The sequence below is a fragment of the Bacillus sp. ISL-18 genome, from assembly GCF_018613415.1.
In the GTDB taxonomy this organism is placed as follows: Bacteria; Bacillota; Bacilli; order Bacillales; family Cytobacillaceae; genus Neobacillus.
Map to the genome: position 1 here is coordinate 154,389 of NZ_JAGGQG010000009.1, position 17,108 is coordinate 171,496.

Below are 17,108 nucleotides of genomic sequence, written 5' to 3' on the forward strand. Positions count from 1 at the left end.
GAGCAAGCTTTTAAGCTGCTCTATCTTGTGTACAGAAACTACGACTTTACCGCTGCTGCGCTGCCGCGGATGATTAGTTTTGTGTGGATGGTTACTTTTTTGCATATTTCGCGTTTGGTTGCGATCCTTTCTAATAAGAGGTCGACGGCGGTTTCCCCCATTATTTCGGTGTATAGTTTGACAGTTGTCAGCGGCGGAACCATGTATTGCGCGGATGATACATCGTTAAAACCGACAATGCTGAGGTCATCTGGAATTTTGACGCCTAATTCATAGGCTGCCTTATAACAGCCAATCGCAATCGAATCATTTGCGACAAACACCGCGGTTGGTTTGGTGTCCCTGCTGAGCATCTCCTTTAAGATCAAGTATCCATCCTTTGGATTATAGCCGCCGATTTTGACAAATTCCTCTTTCAAAATACCCTTTTTCTTTAAATAAGACTCAAAAACATCCTGTCGCAAATCTTTGAACCGGTTCCCGTACATATCGGTTTCAACCCCACCAATAAAACCAATATTTTGGTGGCCTAAATCCATTAAATAATCAAGTGCATTTTTCGTGGCGGAATTAAAATCTATTACGACAGAATCAAAATAGTTTTCGTCCGGATTCGCATCAACAAACACGGCCAGCTTCTCAAAACTCTTAATTAACTCAATTTCTTCCTTCTTAAACGTTCCAAGGCAGATGATGCCATCTATTTTTGAAATGGTTTTCTTTGTATCATCTTTACTTATGTTATAGAGCTCCATCCCCAAACGCTCAAGCTTCTTTTCCAAAGCCACACGAATGGACAAATAGTATGTGTCAATTAATTCCTCTTCAAGCGAATAGGAATAATAAAGACCGATGAGTTCCTTTTTTTTAGGTTTCTTCTTTTTCGGGGTTACGACATAATTTAATTCCTCTGCCGCCTCAAAAATCCTCTTTCTCGTCTCCGGTGCAACATTCAATGTTTCATCATAATTTAACACTCTGGAGACTGTCGCCATTGAAACCTGTGCTAAATCTGCTATATCTTTAATCGTTGCCATTTCGCATACCTACTTAACTCATATTTATATCGTGTCATGCACCAAACCATGTCTGGTGACTACAATACTTCCTCAATGGTTTTCTTTTTGAAAAAATGAAGCTTCGTTTCAGAAATGATAATCGCAATAAGAATCAAGATGGCTCCCATGATCATTTTTATGGTGATAACCTCACTTAAGAGGATAATGGAAAATACCATACCCCATAAAGCTTCGGTTGATAAAATAATGGCTGCATTTGTTTCCGTTGTATATTTTTGCGCAAACGTCTGCAGTAAAAACGCAATCGTCGTGGAAAAAACCCCCAAGTATAACACGTTGGAAACTCCTTCTCCATTCATCGAAAAGCTTGTTTCTCCTTTGAATAGGACGACAATCAATCCTAAAACCGCCGCGGTTGCCATCTGAATAATCGTTAATAGAATCGGATCCTCATCTTTGACAAACTGTGCCGTGTAGAAAATATGGAAAGCAAATCCTACCGCACACAACAATGTAAGCAAGTCCCCTAAGTTTACTTCAGCCGTAAGCTTTAGAGAGATGACGCCGACCCCTGTAATCGCCAGAAGGGATCCAAAAAGCTCATACTTATCCATTTTCCGCTTATAAATAAAGAACGCAATAAACGGAACAATGACCACATTTACCGCAGTCAGAAAGGCATTTTTGGAAGGTGTTGTATATTGCAGCCCAACCGTTTGCAAGGCAAATGCCAAGTATAAAAAGAATCCAATAACGGAGCCTTTTATAATCGTGCTCTTTTTAATCATTTTTAGTTTCTTAAAAAATACAAGACTCAGCAAAAGGACACCAACCAAAAACCGAATCGCCAAAATCTGGTACGGTGTAAAGTACTCGAGTGAAACCGCACTTGCCACAAATCCGCTTCCCCAAATAACGGCTACAATCGTAAGAGCGATTTCGCCAACATGTTTACGCATTTAGTCCTCCAGTAATTTTTTCTCTAAAAGTTCCAAAAAGACACTAGATGTCCATGTAAAGGAGGTATCTACAAGGCCTTTACCGGAAATAGGGTCAAAGTTCTCTGCCATCCCACCTACTAACGTAAGATTCAGAAACTTATCTCGAATCCTCTTTCCATTCTCACTGTAGCCAAAATTTGTTAAAGAATCAACAAAAAGATAGGTAACAGGCGCCCAAATCGGCCCAAGCCAATAGCCATTTTCTTTATAAAACGGACTTGACAACATTTCGGTTGCCAGACCATATGGAGTTTCAAAGTTTTCGATTAGATCTTCGACAAGCTGATTCATGACCTCTTCATTCAAACGATAGCCAATGATCACGGGCAATCGCAAGATCAAACTGGAACGGATGTTGATCTTTTCCGCATTTTTTCCAACACGTCCAAAAAAACCATTTTCATCATAAAGCCGCTCCATCAGTAATTCAAATAAGGAATCTGCCTTTTTAATAAATTGTTTCGCTTCTGCCTCTTCCCCAAGCATCCCAGCAAAACGAGATAAACTATCATACGACCTGATTAAAAAGCTCGCTAAATCTGGTGCTTCGACCGGCATTCCTTGATGAAACAAGGACGCATTATCCCACCCTGAGTCATTTCCATGCTTGTAATGTGGAAGTCTGCCTTCATAGGTTCTATATCGATCATAATATTCCATGACCTTTTTAGTAGATTCATAAATCTCCCGCAGCCGATTTTCATCCTTAAAATAGTCATTCATATCCATCAGCTTTTCATACACATACGTAAAAATCGGCGGTTTAATACAGTTATAGGATACAAATTTATCATTTACAAAATCAGGATAAGCCCCTGATTCGTCCTGGGTATGGATAAATATTTTTAACTGCGAAAAAGCAAGCTCCGGGTACTTTGCACCTAAATGCAAGGCATTAAAACAGTTATCCCATGACCAAATATTATACATCCAAAGTTTTGACATATACATCGCATAATCGTTTAAGAGACCATGGGGATGGACCACGCTTGACCAGGTAATATAGGCAGCCCGATCAATTGAGTCCTGGTAAATCTCGCTCTTCTTCGTAACATTTGCGATCCATTCCCGATAAAGCTTTTCGACCTTTTCCTTCCCTGCTTGAAAACTTGCGTAGGGCTTTGGTTTATAAACCGTGCGATAGCTTTCCATGACAAAATGGCCATTTTTCATGCGAATATCGATAAAATCATTTCCAATTACATTCCAGGGTGCCTCAACTGAGATTTCGCCTGACAGCCTGCTGATCATCAGTTTTATTTCCTTCGGATAGAGGTGGTATTCATACACCCCCTCTTTGTATTCATATAAGGTATCGTACTTCACTTTCGTTGCCTGCAAACGGACCTCGATTCCGCTTGTTTGAATGTGAAGTTCATCCTCCTCTGGAAGAATGATTTCCGCGTACTTCTCTTCCTTTCCTGCTAAATGGAAGCGCAAAGCCGTTTCTGTTGCGGTAATGATGAACTCTTTTTCAACGCCATCCTCTAACAAATCAAGTTTAAACAGCTTAGATGGTGCGTCATCCCCGCCATGTACGTCTCGTATATAAATTTCCTTAGACTCCTTTTCCAGTGATACACAAAAATAAGAACCAAATCTGGAAAAAGGAATTTCTTTGATATCAAGTTTCATGGATTCTTTCTCCTTTTACGCCAAAGCAGAGTTTCCACTGCTTATGTTAACGTGCGGTAAAAAATTTTCTTTCTACTGCCAGGCTGCCCTTGCTGATTTTTCTCATCTCAAATTGAAGGTGGAAATCCTCGATGCCTGTTCGATACGGAGCAAGCTGTTCTTCGCCACAGCTATTGCTTCCAACACCACTTTGCTTGTAATCAATCGTCAATACATGATAAGGTGACTTTTTGATTTTACGGCGATGCTTTGCTTCTTCAAGAGCACTCGTTTCATAATCATGGATGGTGAAATCATATTCCTCTTTAAAATTGATTAAGTACAAGTCGTCACCCTTTGCTACCGCTAAGAAGGAAGTATCACAGCGTGAACCATTTTCCTGAGGGTACACATAATCCGTATGCATGTCTTCAACCGTCTTACTGTATAATCCCATTAACTGACTGCGTTTCGAATCTTGGTACGATTCAGAATCACCGCGTCCATACCAAGTGACTTGGTTATACTCCTGGTTTAGATGCATGGTAACTCCGATTCGCGGCAGCATTTCCGGAATCTCCGTCCCGCGAATAACCTTTCTTCCCTTAAGGTCCATGTTTAGGGCACCATTTTTCGTGATACGGTAGTTATATGTTAGGTGGAATCCCCACGCTTGGTTGATCGTTGATAAATATTTAGTCATTTCAATATTGATATAATCTTCCGTCAGTTCGTACGTAACCGTTCCAAGCTGTTCTTTTGTATTTTTCAGGAAGTACTTATGGATCCAATCCTCTTTTTTATACATATCGTTATCGATAATCGCTCTCCAAAGGGTTACCTCAGGGCCTTTATGGATCATTTTTTCTCCTTCTACTGTAAAGGATTCCAGTGTTCCAAATACATTTGAAAAAACAGCCTTGAATTTATTGTTTTCAATTGTAAGCCGAACCGCATCGTCCTCAATCGTAAAATCCGAACCGGAAGAGACAGCAACTTTTAGTGATTTTTCAACTTTAGTAGAAGCAAGTAAGAAGCTTTCCTTTGTAATCTCATGGCCTTTTTCTGCATAGAGAGTATCTTCAGCTTCCTGATAGCTTAGATAGATCCGAACATCATCATGTTGAGCTGCTTTCACTAAATCGACCGGTAAAACAATCTCGGCATCTTCCTGCGCACCGATGCTTGGTAATTTGATTATTTTTTCTTCGATGAGCATATCAAGGGATTTTACCGTAACATGGAGCAAGATGCCGCTTAGATTCCTAAAATCATACAGATTCTTAACAAGAACCTTTCCTTCTTGTAAATTTACTTCCTCTGTAACAATTGGCTCAATCACCTTTTTATACTCAAGGAGTCCAGGTGATGGTGTTTTATCCGGAAACACAAGTCCGTCAATACAGAAATTTCCGTTTGTCGGGAAGTCTCCGTAGTCTCCTCCATATAGATAGAAGGTTTCGCCATTTTCATCAGTGGTTTCAATCCCATGATCGCACCATTCCCAAATGAAGCCGCCCTGCAATCTAGGATACTTTCGCATAAGCTGTTGATATTCGGTTAGGCCGCCTGGGCCATTCCCCATGGCATGACCATATTCACAAAGAATATGAGGCTTCTTGCCTTCAGCATCTTTTCCGATTTCTTCAAGTGGCTTTAATCGAGTGTACATTGTTGAGTATACATCACTGTAGGCTGCTACTCTGTCCCCTTCGTAATGCACGAGTCTAGTTGAATCAATCGCCTTGATGGCCTTGTACATAGAGGTGAAGTTACGTCCTGCTCCTGATTCATTTCCAAGTGACCACATGATAACACTTGGGTGGTTGCGGTCCCTTTTCACCATGCGGACGGCGCGATCGACATATTGTTTTTCCCATAGCTCATTGTCGGAAATCCAATTGTAATTGCCTGTATTTTCAAAGCCGTGGCACTCCAAATCTGTCTCATCAATCACATATAAACCAAACTCGTCACACAAATCATAGAACACATCATTATTTGGGTAGTGAGCAGTCCTTACAGCATTGATATTGTGCTGCTTCATTAGTTTGACATCCTCCAACATATCCTCATCGCTTACCGTTCGACCAGTCTTTGGGTTCGCATCATGGCGGTTTACACCATGAAAGAAAATACGTTTTCCATTGACGCGAATTTCGTTATCAATAATTTCAATGGAACGGAAGCCAATTCTGAGCGGTACCATCTCTTTTTCGCCGGTTGGCAATTCATATTCAAGCTCAAGTAGATAAAGATGGGGCTCTTCTGCACTCCATAAATGCGGATTTTCTACTAATCTATGGAATTCAAAAACGCCATCCACCACATCTATTACAAATTGATCCACTATTTCATTTCTGTATCGAAGAGTCGCTTTAAGGTTTATTACGGAATTGGTAAAAAACGCTCCCCCTATTTTTAAAGTGAAATGTTTGTAGTTTTCAGCAGGCAAGGTTTCAACAAAAACATCCTGAAGGGTATCCCGATGGATTGTATATAACTCAACGCTTCTAAAAATTCCGGAGAGCCACCACATATCCTGATCCTCTAAATAAGTCCCGTCGGAAAATTGATAAACTCTCACGGTTAGGCGATTGTTTCCCTTTTTCACAAACTTTGTAATATCGAATTCAGAAGGCAATCTTGAAACCTTACTAAAACCAACATGATGTCCATTTACATATACATCAAATGCGGAATCGACACCATTAAATTTTAAAATAAGCGCTTCTTCCTTAGAAAGTTCGTCGATCACGAGCTCTCTAAAATAGATTCCAGTAGGGTTTTCCTGCGGTACAAATGGCGGGTTGATGGCAAAGGGGTACAACACATCGGTATAATGCATATTGCCGTAGCCCTTCATTTGCCAGCTGGACGGAACGTCAATATCATCCAACCTTTCAATCGCAAAATCCTCTGTCTCGAAGCCCTGTGGTGAAAGCTCCGGTGCATCTACAAATAGAAACTTCCAAACTCCATCAAGTAATCGATAGCCGATACTTTTTTCTTTATTAAATGCAGCTGCATTTTCTCTCGTTTTATATCGATAAAAATTCGTATGTGCGGGAAGTCTATTGATTCCAGTCAAATAGATATTTTCCCATCTTTTCATTTCACGTAGCATATTATCTTCCTCCGAATGAATCTATGTTGAAATCCGGGCATTTTTTTTGAAGACTACTTGATTGAACCACTAATTCCTTCCACTATGTACTTCTGAGCAAACAAGAATACTACTACAGGCGGAATAATCATGATTAAAGTAATCGACATAATCGGTAAAATTTGCAGGTTATGAATTCCCTTAAACGCTGCAAGGCCCAATGCCAACGTATATTTTGATTGGTCCTGAAGGTAAATTAATGGACCTAGGTAGTCGTTCCATACTAATAAAATATTTAATACCGCGATTAAGATGAGCGGAGCCTTCATAATCGGCAAGAATATTTTATAAAAAATCTGAAATTCATTCGCTCCATCAATTCTCGCGGCATTTTCAAGATCCTTAGGTATATTCATCAGGAACTGTCTTAGCAAAAAAATATAATAGGCAGACCCAAAAAACGCTGGGACAATTAATGGCTTTAACGTATTAATCCAACCGAATAGGTTAAATTCCATATATAAAGGAATCATCGTTACATCCCATGGAATCATCATCGTTGAAAGCAATAGGATGAAGAGGATATTTTTATATTTAAAATCATATCGTGCAAACCCATAGGCAACCAAGGAACATGAAATCAATTGTCCTAAAGTTGTCATCACAGTAACAAGAACCGAGTTCATAAAATACCTTCCAAAAGGCTGGCTGTTCCAGGCATCCCTAAAGTTGCCCCACTGAGGAACGTCCGGAAAAATCTTTGGCGGAAAGCTGAAAACCTCGGTCTGGGTTTTTAAAGCAGATAGAATAACCCACACAAACGGCATTAAGAAATAAAGTGAAAATAACCCGAGAAGGATGTATACGATTGTTTTGTGCTTCCTTGAGATCTTCATTTCTACTACTTCCCTTCTTTTTTCACTTCATTTTCATAAAAGACCCATGCGGATGATGATTTAAAGATTAACATCGTTAAAAGTAAAATAATGACGAACATGAACCAGGCGTTAGCACTTGCATAGCCTAAATGATGGTGCTTAAATGCATTATTAAAAACATATATACCGTAAAAATAAGTTGATTTTAACGGCCCGCCGCCTGTTAACAGGAGAACCAGTGTTAATTGCTGCAATGCCGCAATAACAGAAGTAATCACGTTAAATAGAATCGTTGGCGTAATACTTGGGATGGTAATGCTAATGAACTGGCGAATCGGGTTCGCACCGTCAATAGCTGCCGCTTCATATATTTCAGCAGGAATTCCCTTAATATCCGTATAGAAAATCAGCATCATGGTACCGACTCCCCAGGCACTTGCGATGACGATTGTAAGAATGGCCCACTTTGGATCGATAAGCCATTTGGGCCATTCTACTCCAATGAAGGATAAAGCGTAGTTTAATATTCCGTACTGAGAGTTGAAAATCCATCCCCATATAATAGAAATGGCTACACCGGAAACAACAGCGGGCAGATAGAAAATAGTACGGAATAGTTTCATTCCTTTTACAGGTTGGGTAATAAGTAGGGCAAGAATTAAGGCGATAACGAGATTTAACGGAACAAATATTGCGGCAAATTTAAAGGTAATACCTAAGGATTTATAAAATTGCGGGTCGTGTGCAAACATATTTTTATAGTTGTCCATCCCAATAAATGTCGGGTCACTTGTAATCGGCCAATCAAAGAAACTCATGACTAATGAAAAAGCCAATGGTCCCAAGGTAAACACCAAAAACCCAATGATCCAAGGCGAAATAAATAAATAGGGTACTTTTCTACCTACCAGCTGATAGCTATTCGCTTTCTTCGATTTACTAAACATAAGATGTCCCCTTAAAGTTCAGATTAATAGGGAGGAAAGCACCCAACATTCTCCTGTGAAGTGCTTTACCTCATAACGTACTTTCGTCTTACTCCGTAACACTGCTTAATGCTTCTTTTGGATCCATGAATGTGCTTGGGTTGAAGATCTCCTCGAATGCAAGATTTAAATTTTCAGATACTTGGCTCCAGTCATCAACGATGAAGGAAGATGGAGTGTAGCCATCACTCTTTTCCAACATGGAGTAGAACACATTTCTAATTTCATCCTGCTCAAGTTTTTCACTTTTTACGACCGATTTTAGAACGGGCAACTCGAAATCGATTCTTGCTTTATTCGCTTCTTCACTAGTCCAGAATTTAATGAACTCAAATGCTTCTTTTTTATGCTTCGAATCCTTCGAAACAGAAATACCTGAAGAGCTTAAAATACTGACACTTTTTCCATTTTTAAACTTCGGTAATTCAACTACACCATAATCAATGCCCGCTTCTTTTAATGGTTTTAATCCCCATGCACCATAAACAAACATGGCTACTTTACCAGATTTCATTTCTGTATCACCTGAACCCTCAGTGGTAATGGCGGTGCCTTTCTTCGCCATGTTCTGGAACATTTTAAAAACTTCCACTGATTTCTTAGAATCCAGATTTCCTTTTAGGTTTCCATCCTTATCGACATAGGAAGCGTTGTTACCCCATAGGTACATTTCAAAATCATATGGATCTGGCTTGCCGGAGAAAGCAAATCCCGTTACTTTCGTATCTTTGTTTGTCAGCTTATTCGCTGTTTCTTGAAGATCATCCCAGGTCCAACCCGCTTTTGGATATTCAACGCCAGCTTTATCAAAAAGGGCTTTGTTATAGTAAACGACGTGAGTAGTGTATCCAACTGGCAGTCCAAGGATTTTTCCATCAGCTGAATTGTAGTTCCAAAGAGTGTTATAGAAATTATCTTTGTACTCTGCACCCTCTTTTTTAATATAGGAATCTAGCGGTTCCAAGGCATCTTTATATTGTGGGTAGTTCCACATATACATAACGTCTGGAGCATCCTTCGCGCCCATACCAGCTGTGATTTTTGTATCATAATCACTTCCGTAAGCTTCTAAATCAACTTCGATATTTTTATGAGTTTTATTAAATTGATCAATCAAACCTTGCTGTAATTTAACATCGTCCCCCACATCCCATGTCGCAAATCGTATTTTGGTTTTGCCGTCTGCTGTTTTCTCGCTGCTGCCAGCGTCAGACGATGAACTACAACCTGCTAAAAGAAAAATTGTTGCGATAAATAAAGATAAAATTGGTTTTACTAGCTTCATAGTGATCCTCCTTTTATTCTGACAGATTGATTATATTATGAGTTTTACTAAATGTAAACGCTATTATTATAGTTTTACTAAAAATATTTTTGAATCAACTTCATTTAGGTGTGATCCTTTAAGGAATTATAAGGTTTACAGAGTTTAGTAAATAAATAAACAATTAATGATGATGGAGTAAAGATGGTTTTTATATTGGGTAATTTTAGTAAAAAATAGATAAGGAACTATTCAAGTAATGCTTGCCTCGTTTGTAGAGAAGTTAGAGCGGAAAAATGAAGAGTCACATAAAATAAGGCCTGCCAAGAATGGCAGACCTAACAAATTAACTATTATTCCCCTCAAATCCCTCCATTTTTTTATCGGGAATTAGGCTTATTAAAAACTAATGCCAGGCAGTTGAATGCCGTGCCAGCCGCTTACATCGCATTGACCATATTCGTTATCACCCACAGCAATCACCGTACCATCCGATTTAAGCCCGATGCTATGGGCACATCCCGCCGCGATCGCGACAATATCGTACCAATCACTTACACTACATTGGTCATACTTATTCCAACCCACAGCCGACACCGTACCGTCAGATTTAAGCCCTATGGTATGATTGCTGCCCACCGCGATTGCGACAATACCGTGCCAGCCGCTTACATCGCATTGACCATATTTATTATTACCTACAGCGGTCACCGTGCCGTCTGATTTAAGGCCGATGGTATGAAGATAACCCGCCGCGACCGCCACAATATCGCACCAGCCGCTTACATTGCATTGGCGATAACGATTATTACCCACAGCCGTCACCGTACCGTCTAATTTAAGACCGATGGTGTGCCAGTCACCCGCCGCGACTCCTGCAATGTCATGCCAGCCGGTCACATTGCATTCACCTTCATTATTTCGACCCACTGCAACTACAGTGCCATCCGATTTAACCCCAATGGTATGACGCCAACCCGCCGCAACCGCTACCATATCGCGCCAGTCGTTTACATTGCATTGGTCATGCTTATTCCAACCCATGGCCGCCACGATTCCGTCAGATCTAAGACCAATTGTATGAACATTACCCGTGTTCGTCGCCATATGAACATTACCCGTGTTCGTCGCCATATGAACATTACCAGCCGCGACCGCCACAATATCGCGCCAGCCGCTTACCTCACATTGGCCCAATTTATTATCCCCTATAGCGGTCACCGTGCCGTCCGTTTTAAGTCCAACAGTATGACGACGACCCGCGGCTATGGTATCTTTAGGCCACCGTTTCAACGTTATCACCGCTTCTTTCGGTGAACTATAATCCATATTGTACCCCCTTGAATATAAGCAACCCTTGCAGTTATCTACATTGTCAGACCAATCGTGGAAGACTGTTCTTTTATAAACCTTTTATAACAACTATATATGAAATGTTCAATTCTTTTGGAGGAATTCGGAAGAGTTAAATAGAGGTGATCATTTTACTGGAATCCCTCAAAAATCGATTACTTTTTCTAGCGGATTTAAATCATAATTGCTTATTTCGGTTCTAGTTTATTTACTTTTCTTTTTACATTTGCGATTTCTTTAAATAATAGCTCTACATCTGAATTAACATCAAATGCCAATGATTTCATATCTCTTCTGATGCTTGTGGAATTTTCAGTCAATAGAGTAGTAGTGTGTTTAATCATATCTTTTATCTCTTGTTGCCCAGAAATTAAAAGTTCTTGTCCTTTCTCTAAATTATCTGTACGGCTTATTAATTTGCGTTGCCCTTTCTCCAAATTATCTGCACGGTCAATTAATTCTTGTTGCCCTTTCTCAACATTTCCCATTCTAACTGTTAATTGTTTTTGATTTATAATTAATTCTTGTTGCCCTTTCTCCAACTTATCTGTACGGCCAATTAATTCTTGTTGCCCCTTCTCAACACTTCCCATTCTAACTGTTAATTGTTTTTGACTTTTAATTAGTTCTTCTTGTCCTATTTCCAATTGGCCTGTGCGACTTAATAGCTCCTTCTGTCCCTTTTCCAGATTGTCAGTGCGGCCGATTAATTCTTTCTGCCCCTTATCTAAATTGGTGGTGCGGCCGATTAATTCCTTTTGCCCATTACCTAAATGTTGCAGTTCTGAAAGAATCTTATTTAATATTTCTTCCATAACGCACCTCCCATCTTTGATTTCAAAAACATTAATTTATTTCTTATCAAATGTAAAATGTACTTTAGAAATTACTCCATACATAATCATATTCATATTTTTCGATAATTCACAATAACAAACGTTTCTTTTAACTAAGCTAATTAAATAAAGAAGCTACTCCAAATGGGGCAGCTTCTACTAATTTAATTGTACTTTAATTGGGTTTAGCATATAAATTCTACATTACCTCCCATGCGGTAGAAAAGTACTTGCTGATATTCAGCTACTCCCCCTGTGTTATCCATGCAAAAGTGTAAGTATGCTGAAAAAGTGCATGATACTTCCGGCCATTACGAAAAGGTGCCATACAGCATGGTGATATTTGAATCCCCGCCAAATGTAGAAAACAGATCCAAAAGTATAGAACAACCCACCTATAATTAAATATGTTAAACCAGAATGCGGCATGTGTTCCGATAAAGGTCCCCAAGCGAGTACAATAAACCAACCCATTAATACGTATAACGCAGTGGATGTAAATAAAAATTTCTTTACAAAAAAGGATTTAAACACCGTTCCTCCGATCGCGAGTCCCCATACGATCCCAAAAATAGTCCACCCTAGCCACCCTTTAACCACTAACAACATGTACGGTGTGTACGTTCCAGCGATAAAAAAGTAAATAGAGGAATGATCAAAGATTTCAAATAAGTCTTTCACTTTGCTTCCTTCAGGAAATGCATGTAACAGTGTAGACGATGTATACATTAATAACATGCTAGAACCAAATAAAGTGAAACTGACAATGTGCCAAGCGTTTCCGTATAATGAAGAAAATACAATTAGTAGTACCAATGCTGCAATGCTAAGAAGAGCACCTATACCGTGAGTAATGGAGTTCGCGACTTCCTCGCCCTTGCTAAAAGTGTGTGTGTTAGCCATAAATAAATTCTCCCCTAATGGAATGGATAGTATTTATTGTAACAAGTCTAATAGCAAGAACGGAATATACAAATGTCATAGGTTGATTTTATTATTTGAACTCTTTCACTTAAATATCTAGCTCTTTCTTTCATTTCTATTGCTGGCTACTCACAGAATAAAACCATTCTCATCTCATTTCTCTGAACCCTTTGCCAAAGATTTTCTGTCAATCGCTTCAGGTTGTTTTTCAAACCAGCCATGTTTTAACCATAATATTGTAAGACATTGCTCCAGCCTCCATGCATGGGTAAATACCTTCGAATAATTCATGATTATATCGGATCTAAAGCTGGAACCTATTGATGCACCATAATAAGTTAGAGCTGCATTTACTAAAAACCCTGCGTGGAACATGATTAATTTGTCAGAAAAAGGGCTTACAGTAGAATTAGTAATTTCATTATCCTATTTCTCAGGTACTGGCAGATGATCCTGCTGTAAAATAGCGTCAAAGCTTTGAGCATCTTTTCCTGCTAATTTAACGTTTTTCAACATAAAATGACGAACATCTTCCTGTCCCGCCACCTGGCTAAAAGCCAAACTTAATGAACAGATAAATCCAGTTTTTGTTGAGTTAAAGAAAAGTGTGCTGATTTCCGAACTATTTAATGGTCGTTTGTCTCCAATTAAATTATAAATGAAACCTGGTGATTCGATAAACCCTGGCATAACAGGTGAGGGAATGGATGGGACACTAGCAAACTTCGGTTGATTTTTAGCCAATTTCACTATTTTTTGGAACAAATCCTTAGAGTCTGCCGTACATTCAAAAAAATAATCTTGAAGGTCTTCTCGTTGCAAGTTAGTAATCGCTAAGCCATAAGCGGTTAACCCATGGATGGTCATTATGTAGGAGTAAAAAAGTAAAACAACGATGGTAAGAAAATATTTGTAAACACATGTTGCCATACTAACGCCCAGATACTGAAGCCAAAGAGCAGATACTTTGCAGCGGTTAACGTGTTGGTTTTTGCTTCCCCATGAGCGCTCATTGGGAATACCTCCAATTTTTCAAATATATGTTAAAAATAGTTTTTGGAATTGGTAATGAAGTATACTGATAAATGGAAGAGTTTTGATTTAAAAACACGAGCATGTTAAAGAAGAGATTATCTGCTTTTTGGTAGCAGCAATGGAACATATTAGGAAGATGTTAAATTATGTTTTGATTTTGAAAATGCCTACATAATTTATAGTGAAATACCCCAATGCCTAACACATTGGTAAACAAACGCTAAAAGACCGTTTGTAGGGAATGATAGAGTACAAAAGGGGCAAGTTTGGGTGCAAGTGTGGAAAAGAGGCCTATAGTACAAATAGGGGCAGCCTTAAATGGCAGCCCCTATCTTATCACTGAGAATCATATCTAATTGTATTTCTCATTTAATTGTATTTAGGTATCTCTAACACTAGTTTATAGGAATCTATTAAACTATATAAATTGTATATTTGCGAAACTTGTTTCGCTGCCCAGCCAATATCAGTAGCATACTGATGGCTTGCAGTACCCGTGGTCGCTACTGCTTTCGGATTCCATCGCATTTTATAAAGCGTATCTTGTCCTGCATTAATATAGCCATTGGCAATGAATTGGGCTCCGCCAATAATAGCCGCTTCAGGAGTGAACCAACCAGCATTATAAGCAAATTGAGCACCACTGGTAACAGCTGAATTGTCATATGCACCAATTCCGTACATATTATAAACCGTTTTTCCATTTATTTGGACACCGTTTGCAAGCTGGGATGTACCATTACTCGTTTCTAATAGAGCATGAGAAATAAGATACATTTCATTTATGCCATATTTCGTGCCAGCTGAAATGAACGTGGAAGCTAACCCTACCAATATACCTTTTCCGGTTAGTATTCTTGCGTTTACTTCATCAGCATTAAGACTTGCGGTTACGGATAGTTTTAGAAATTGCAGCGAATCAATCGTCTTACCTTGAAAATTTTTGGAATCCAAATAATAACTCACATCATCCGGGCTTGCGTTAACCCAAGTTTTATCATAAGCAATTTGGTACCAATTATAGCCATCGGATCCCTTTACTTTATTTAAGAGTTGAACACTCTGCTGGTTCGTTACCTGGCCGATGACCCAATAATTTGTACCAGCTCCCCCTCTTACATTCCAGCTTCCTCCATTGACAATGGCAGCTGTAGAACTAGTTACCTTTAAGGCATCTTCCCTAATGAATGTATTATACTTCTTATCTGTTTGTGGATGAACAGCCATCTCTGTTTTTACCATGTCTTCTATGCTAGTATTATAGTTTTCATATGTAACTTCAGTTGAACTAGCTGTTGTATTCGGATTAAAAGGTGCTGTTGCTGATAAGTACCGAGTGCTGACGTAACCAGTTAAACCATTGGCTGTTACTTTCGCCCAGCCGCTATCCTCTGATAGGACAGTGACAACGGTCCCCCGCGCCAGCTTTGTAATAATGGCTGCATTAGCTGAAGCAGATGCGCGCATATTTAAGCTGGAGCCATAAATCACATCTACGTATTTTACAACCTTTTCCCCATTGTTCTGTTCTGGACTGCTATCCGGGTTTGTACCGGCTATTGAATCTGAACTGCTATCCGGGTTTGTACTGGATGTTGAATCTGAACTGCTATCCGGGTTCGTACTGGATGTTGAATCTGAACTGCTATCCGAGTTCGTGCTTGATGTTGAATCTGAATTGCTATCCGGGTTCGTACTGGATGTTGAATCTGAACTGCTGTCAGGGTTCGGACTGGCAGCTGAATCTGAATTGCTTTCAGACCCTGTCGTGGAGTCTGTTCCAGGTGTAGGTTTTGTATCAGACAAAAATTGAGCACTGACATATCCAGTTTGTTCATAAACTTTGATTTTAGCCCAACCGTTTGATACGGAATAAACGGTTACTTCTACCCCTCTTGATAACTTAAGCAAAATAGATGCATCTGACGAGGCGCTTTTCCGCATGTTTAAGGAAGAGCCTACACTGACATTTACATATTTTTTGATAGTTTGCTCCGCACCTGCTGTAGTACCAGTTGTTGGTTTAGATGCTGTAAGAAACTGAGAGCTTACATAACCCTTCTGTCCATTCACTTGTATTTCCGCCCATCCGTTTGACTCGGAAGTTACCATTACTACTGTTCCGTGGGTAAGTTTTGTCAGAATGGCAGAACTGGTGGAAGCACTTTTCCGAACATTTAAGCTGGAGCCAGTTTTAACATTTACATATTTAGTTATAGATTGATTTGCTGCTGGAGTAGAATTATTTACAGTAGCTTTTGGGTCTGTTGTTGATAGAAAACTAGAGTTGACATACCCCGTTTTTCCATAGACCGATATTTTTGCCCATCCTCCCGCTTCGGAAAGAACTTGTACTGCAATCCCTTTGGCAAGTTTGACGATAATAGATGCACTGGTAGTAGCCCCATTTCGCATATTCAGTGAGCCGCTTGAGACATTTACATATTTGGTTGTTGTCGTTTGAACAGCACCCGCCGTGGTGGAATTGCTAGGATTTGTAGCGGATAAAAAGCTCGCGCTAACATACCCTTCTTTCCCATTGGCTTTCACTTTCGCCCAACCGTTCGCTTCAGAGTAGACGGTGACTGCGGTCCCTTTCGAAAGAGCCGCCACAACCGAAGCGCTGCTAGAAGCCCCGCTTCGTAAATTCAAAGAGCCACCGGAGATATTGACATACTTGGTTGTCGTTTGAGACACACCTGCCGTGGTGGTACTACTCGGATTTGTAGCAGATAAAAAGCTCGCGCTGACATACCCGTCTTTCCCGTTGGCTTTCACTTTCGCCCAACCGTTCGATTCAGAGTAGACGGTGACTGCGGTCCCTTTCGAAAGAGCCGCCACAACCGAAGCGCTGCTAGATGCTCCACTGCGTAAATTCAATGAGCCGCCGGAGACATTGACATACTTGGTTGTCGATTGAGCCGCAACTGGCGTAGTGGAATTGCTAGGATTTGTAGCAGATAAAAAGCTTGCGCTAACATACCCGTCTTTCCCGTTGGCCTTCACTTTCGCCCAACCATTTGCTTCAGAGTAGACAGTGACAGCGGTCCCTTTCGAAAGAGTCGCCACTACCGAAGCACTGCTAGAAGCTC

The 17,108-nt window shown here is 39.9% G+C and carries 11 protein-coding genes and 1 pseudogene; all 12 read right to left on the reverse strand.

Annotation, left to right across the window (positions count from 1 at the left end):
* Window positions 1-38: 38 nt before the first annotated feature.
* On the reverse strand, window positions 39-1,037 hold the full coding sequence (locus J7E81_RS12905) for a LacI family DNA-binding transcriptional regulator (RefSeq protein ID WP_215042608.1): 999 nt from the start codon (window positions 1,035-1,037) through the stop codon (window positions 39-41).
* A 59-nt stretch (window positions 1,038-1,096) separates the two neighbouring features.
* The gene (locus tag J7E81_RS12910; RefSeq protein ID WP_215042610.1) at window positions 1,097-1,978 is read right to left on the reverse strand and encodes a DMT family transporter; all 882 of its coding nucleotides are present in this window, start codon (window positions 1,976-1,978) and stop codon (window positions 1,097-1,099) included.
* Window positions 1,979-3,655 (reverse strand): amylo-alpha-1,6-glucosidase, encoded by a 1,677-nt coding sequence (locus J7E81_RS12915; protein WP_215042612.1) that lies wholly within the window; start codon window positions 3,653-3,655, stop codon window positions 1,979-1,981.
* Window positions 3,656-3,701: 46 nt separating this feature from the next.
* Entirely contained in the window at window positions 3,702-6,761 is a 3,060-nt protein-coding gene (locus J7E81_RS12920; RefSeq protein ID WP_215042614.1) for a glycoside hydrolase family 2 TIM barrel-domain containing protein, read from the reverse strand.
* Window positions 6,762-6,814: 53 nt separating this feature from the next.
* A complete protein-coding gene (locus tag J7E81_RS12925; protein ID WP_215042616.1) occupies window positions 6,815-7,636 on the reverse strand; it encodes a carbohydrate ABC transporter permease in 822 nt (273 codons plus the stop codon).
* Between the two features lie 5 nt (window positions 7,637-7,641).
* Window positions 7,642-8,565, reverse strand: coding sequence for a carbohydrate ABC transporter permease (locus J7E81_RS12930; RefSeq protein ID WP_215042618.1), 924 nt, complete (start codon window positions 8,563-8,565; stop codon window positions 7,642-7,644).
* Between the two features lie 88 nt (window positions 8,566-8,653).
* A complete protein-coding gene (locus J7E81_RS12935) occupies window positions 8,654-9,889 on the reverse strand; it encodes an ABC transporter substrate-binding protein (RefSeq protein ID WP_215042620.1) in 1,236 nt (411 codons plus the stop codon).
* A 378-nt stretch (window positions 9,890-10,267) separates the two neighbouring features.
* Window positions 10,268-11,197, reverse strand: a complete 930-nt coding sequence (locus J7E81_RS12940) for an RCC1 domain-containing protein (RefSeq protein ID WP_215042621.1) — start codon at window positions 11,195-11,197, stop codon at window positions 10,268-10,270.
* A 212-nt stretch (window positions 11,198-11,409) separates the two neighbouring features.
* Window positions 11,410-12,036: a hypothetical protein gene (locus J7E81_RS12945; protein WP_215042623.1), complete on the reverse strand. Its 627-nt coding sequence runs from the start codon at window positions 12,034-12,036 to the stop codon at window positions 11,410-11,412.
* A gap of 279 nt (window positions 12,037-12,315) precedes the next feature.
* Entirely contained in the window at window positions 12,316-12,960 is a 645-nt protein-coding gene (trhA, locus tag J7E81_RS12950; RefSeq protein WP_215042625.1) for a PAQR family membrane homeostasis protein TrhA, read from the reverse strand.
* 174 nt (window positions 12,961-13,134) lie between these two features.
* Window positions 13,135-13,911, reverse strand: a pseudogene (locus J7E81_RS12955) (DUF3231 family protein).
* Between the two features lie 474 nt (window positions 13,912-14,385).
* Window positions 14,386-17,108, reverse strand: a 2,723-nt coding sequence (locus J7E81_RS12960; protein WP_215042627.1) for an SH3 domain-containing protein, incomplete at its 5' end; no start/stop codon positions are given.

Excerpts from the sequence above, each read along its gene's own strand:
- J7E81_RS12910 (WP_215042610.1), bottom strand. The coding sequence starts at position 1,978 with ATGCGTAAACATGTTGGCGAAATCGCTCTTACGATTGTAGCCGTTATT.
- J7E81_RS12915 (WP_215042612.1), bottom strand. The coding sequence starts at position 3,655 with ATGAAACTTGATATCAAAGAAATTCCTTTTTCCAGATTTGGTTCTTAT.
- trhA (WP_215042625.1), bottom strand. The coding sequence starts at position 12,960 with ATGGCTAACACACACACTTTTAGCAAGGGCGAGGAAGTCGCGAACTCC.
- J7E81_RS12930 (WP_215042618.1), bottom strand. The coding sequence starts at position 8,565 with ATGTTTAGTAAATCGAAGAAAGCGAATAGCTATCAGCTGGTAGGTAGA.
- J7E81_RS12945 (WP_215042623.1), bottom strand. The coding sequence starts at position 12,036 with ATGGAAGAAATATTAAATAAGATTCTTTCAGAACTGCAACATTTAGGT.
- J7E81_RS12925 (WP_215042616.1), bottom strand. The coding sequence starts at position 7,636 with ATGAAGATCTCAAGGAAGCACAAAACAATCGTATACATCCTTCTCGGG.
- J7E81_RS12905 (WP_215042608.1), bottom strand. The coding sequence starts at position 1,037 with ATGGCAACGATTAAAGATATAGCAGATTTAGCACAGGTTTCAATGGCG.
- J7E81_RS12920 (WP_215042614.1), bottom strand. The coding sequence starts at position 6,761 with ATGCTACGTGAAATGAAAAGATGGGAAAATATCTATTTGACTGGAATC.
- J7E81_RS12940 (WP_215042621.1), bottom strand. The coding sequence starts at position 11,197 with ATGGATTATAGTTCACCGAAAGAAGCGGTGATAACGTTGAAACGGTGG.
- J7E81_RS12935 (WP_215042620.1), bottom strand. The coding sequence starts at position 9,889 with ATGAAGCTAGTAAAACCAATTTTATCTTTATTTATCGCAACAATTTTT.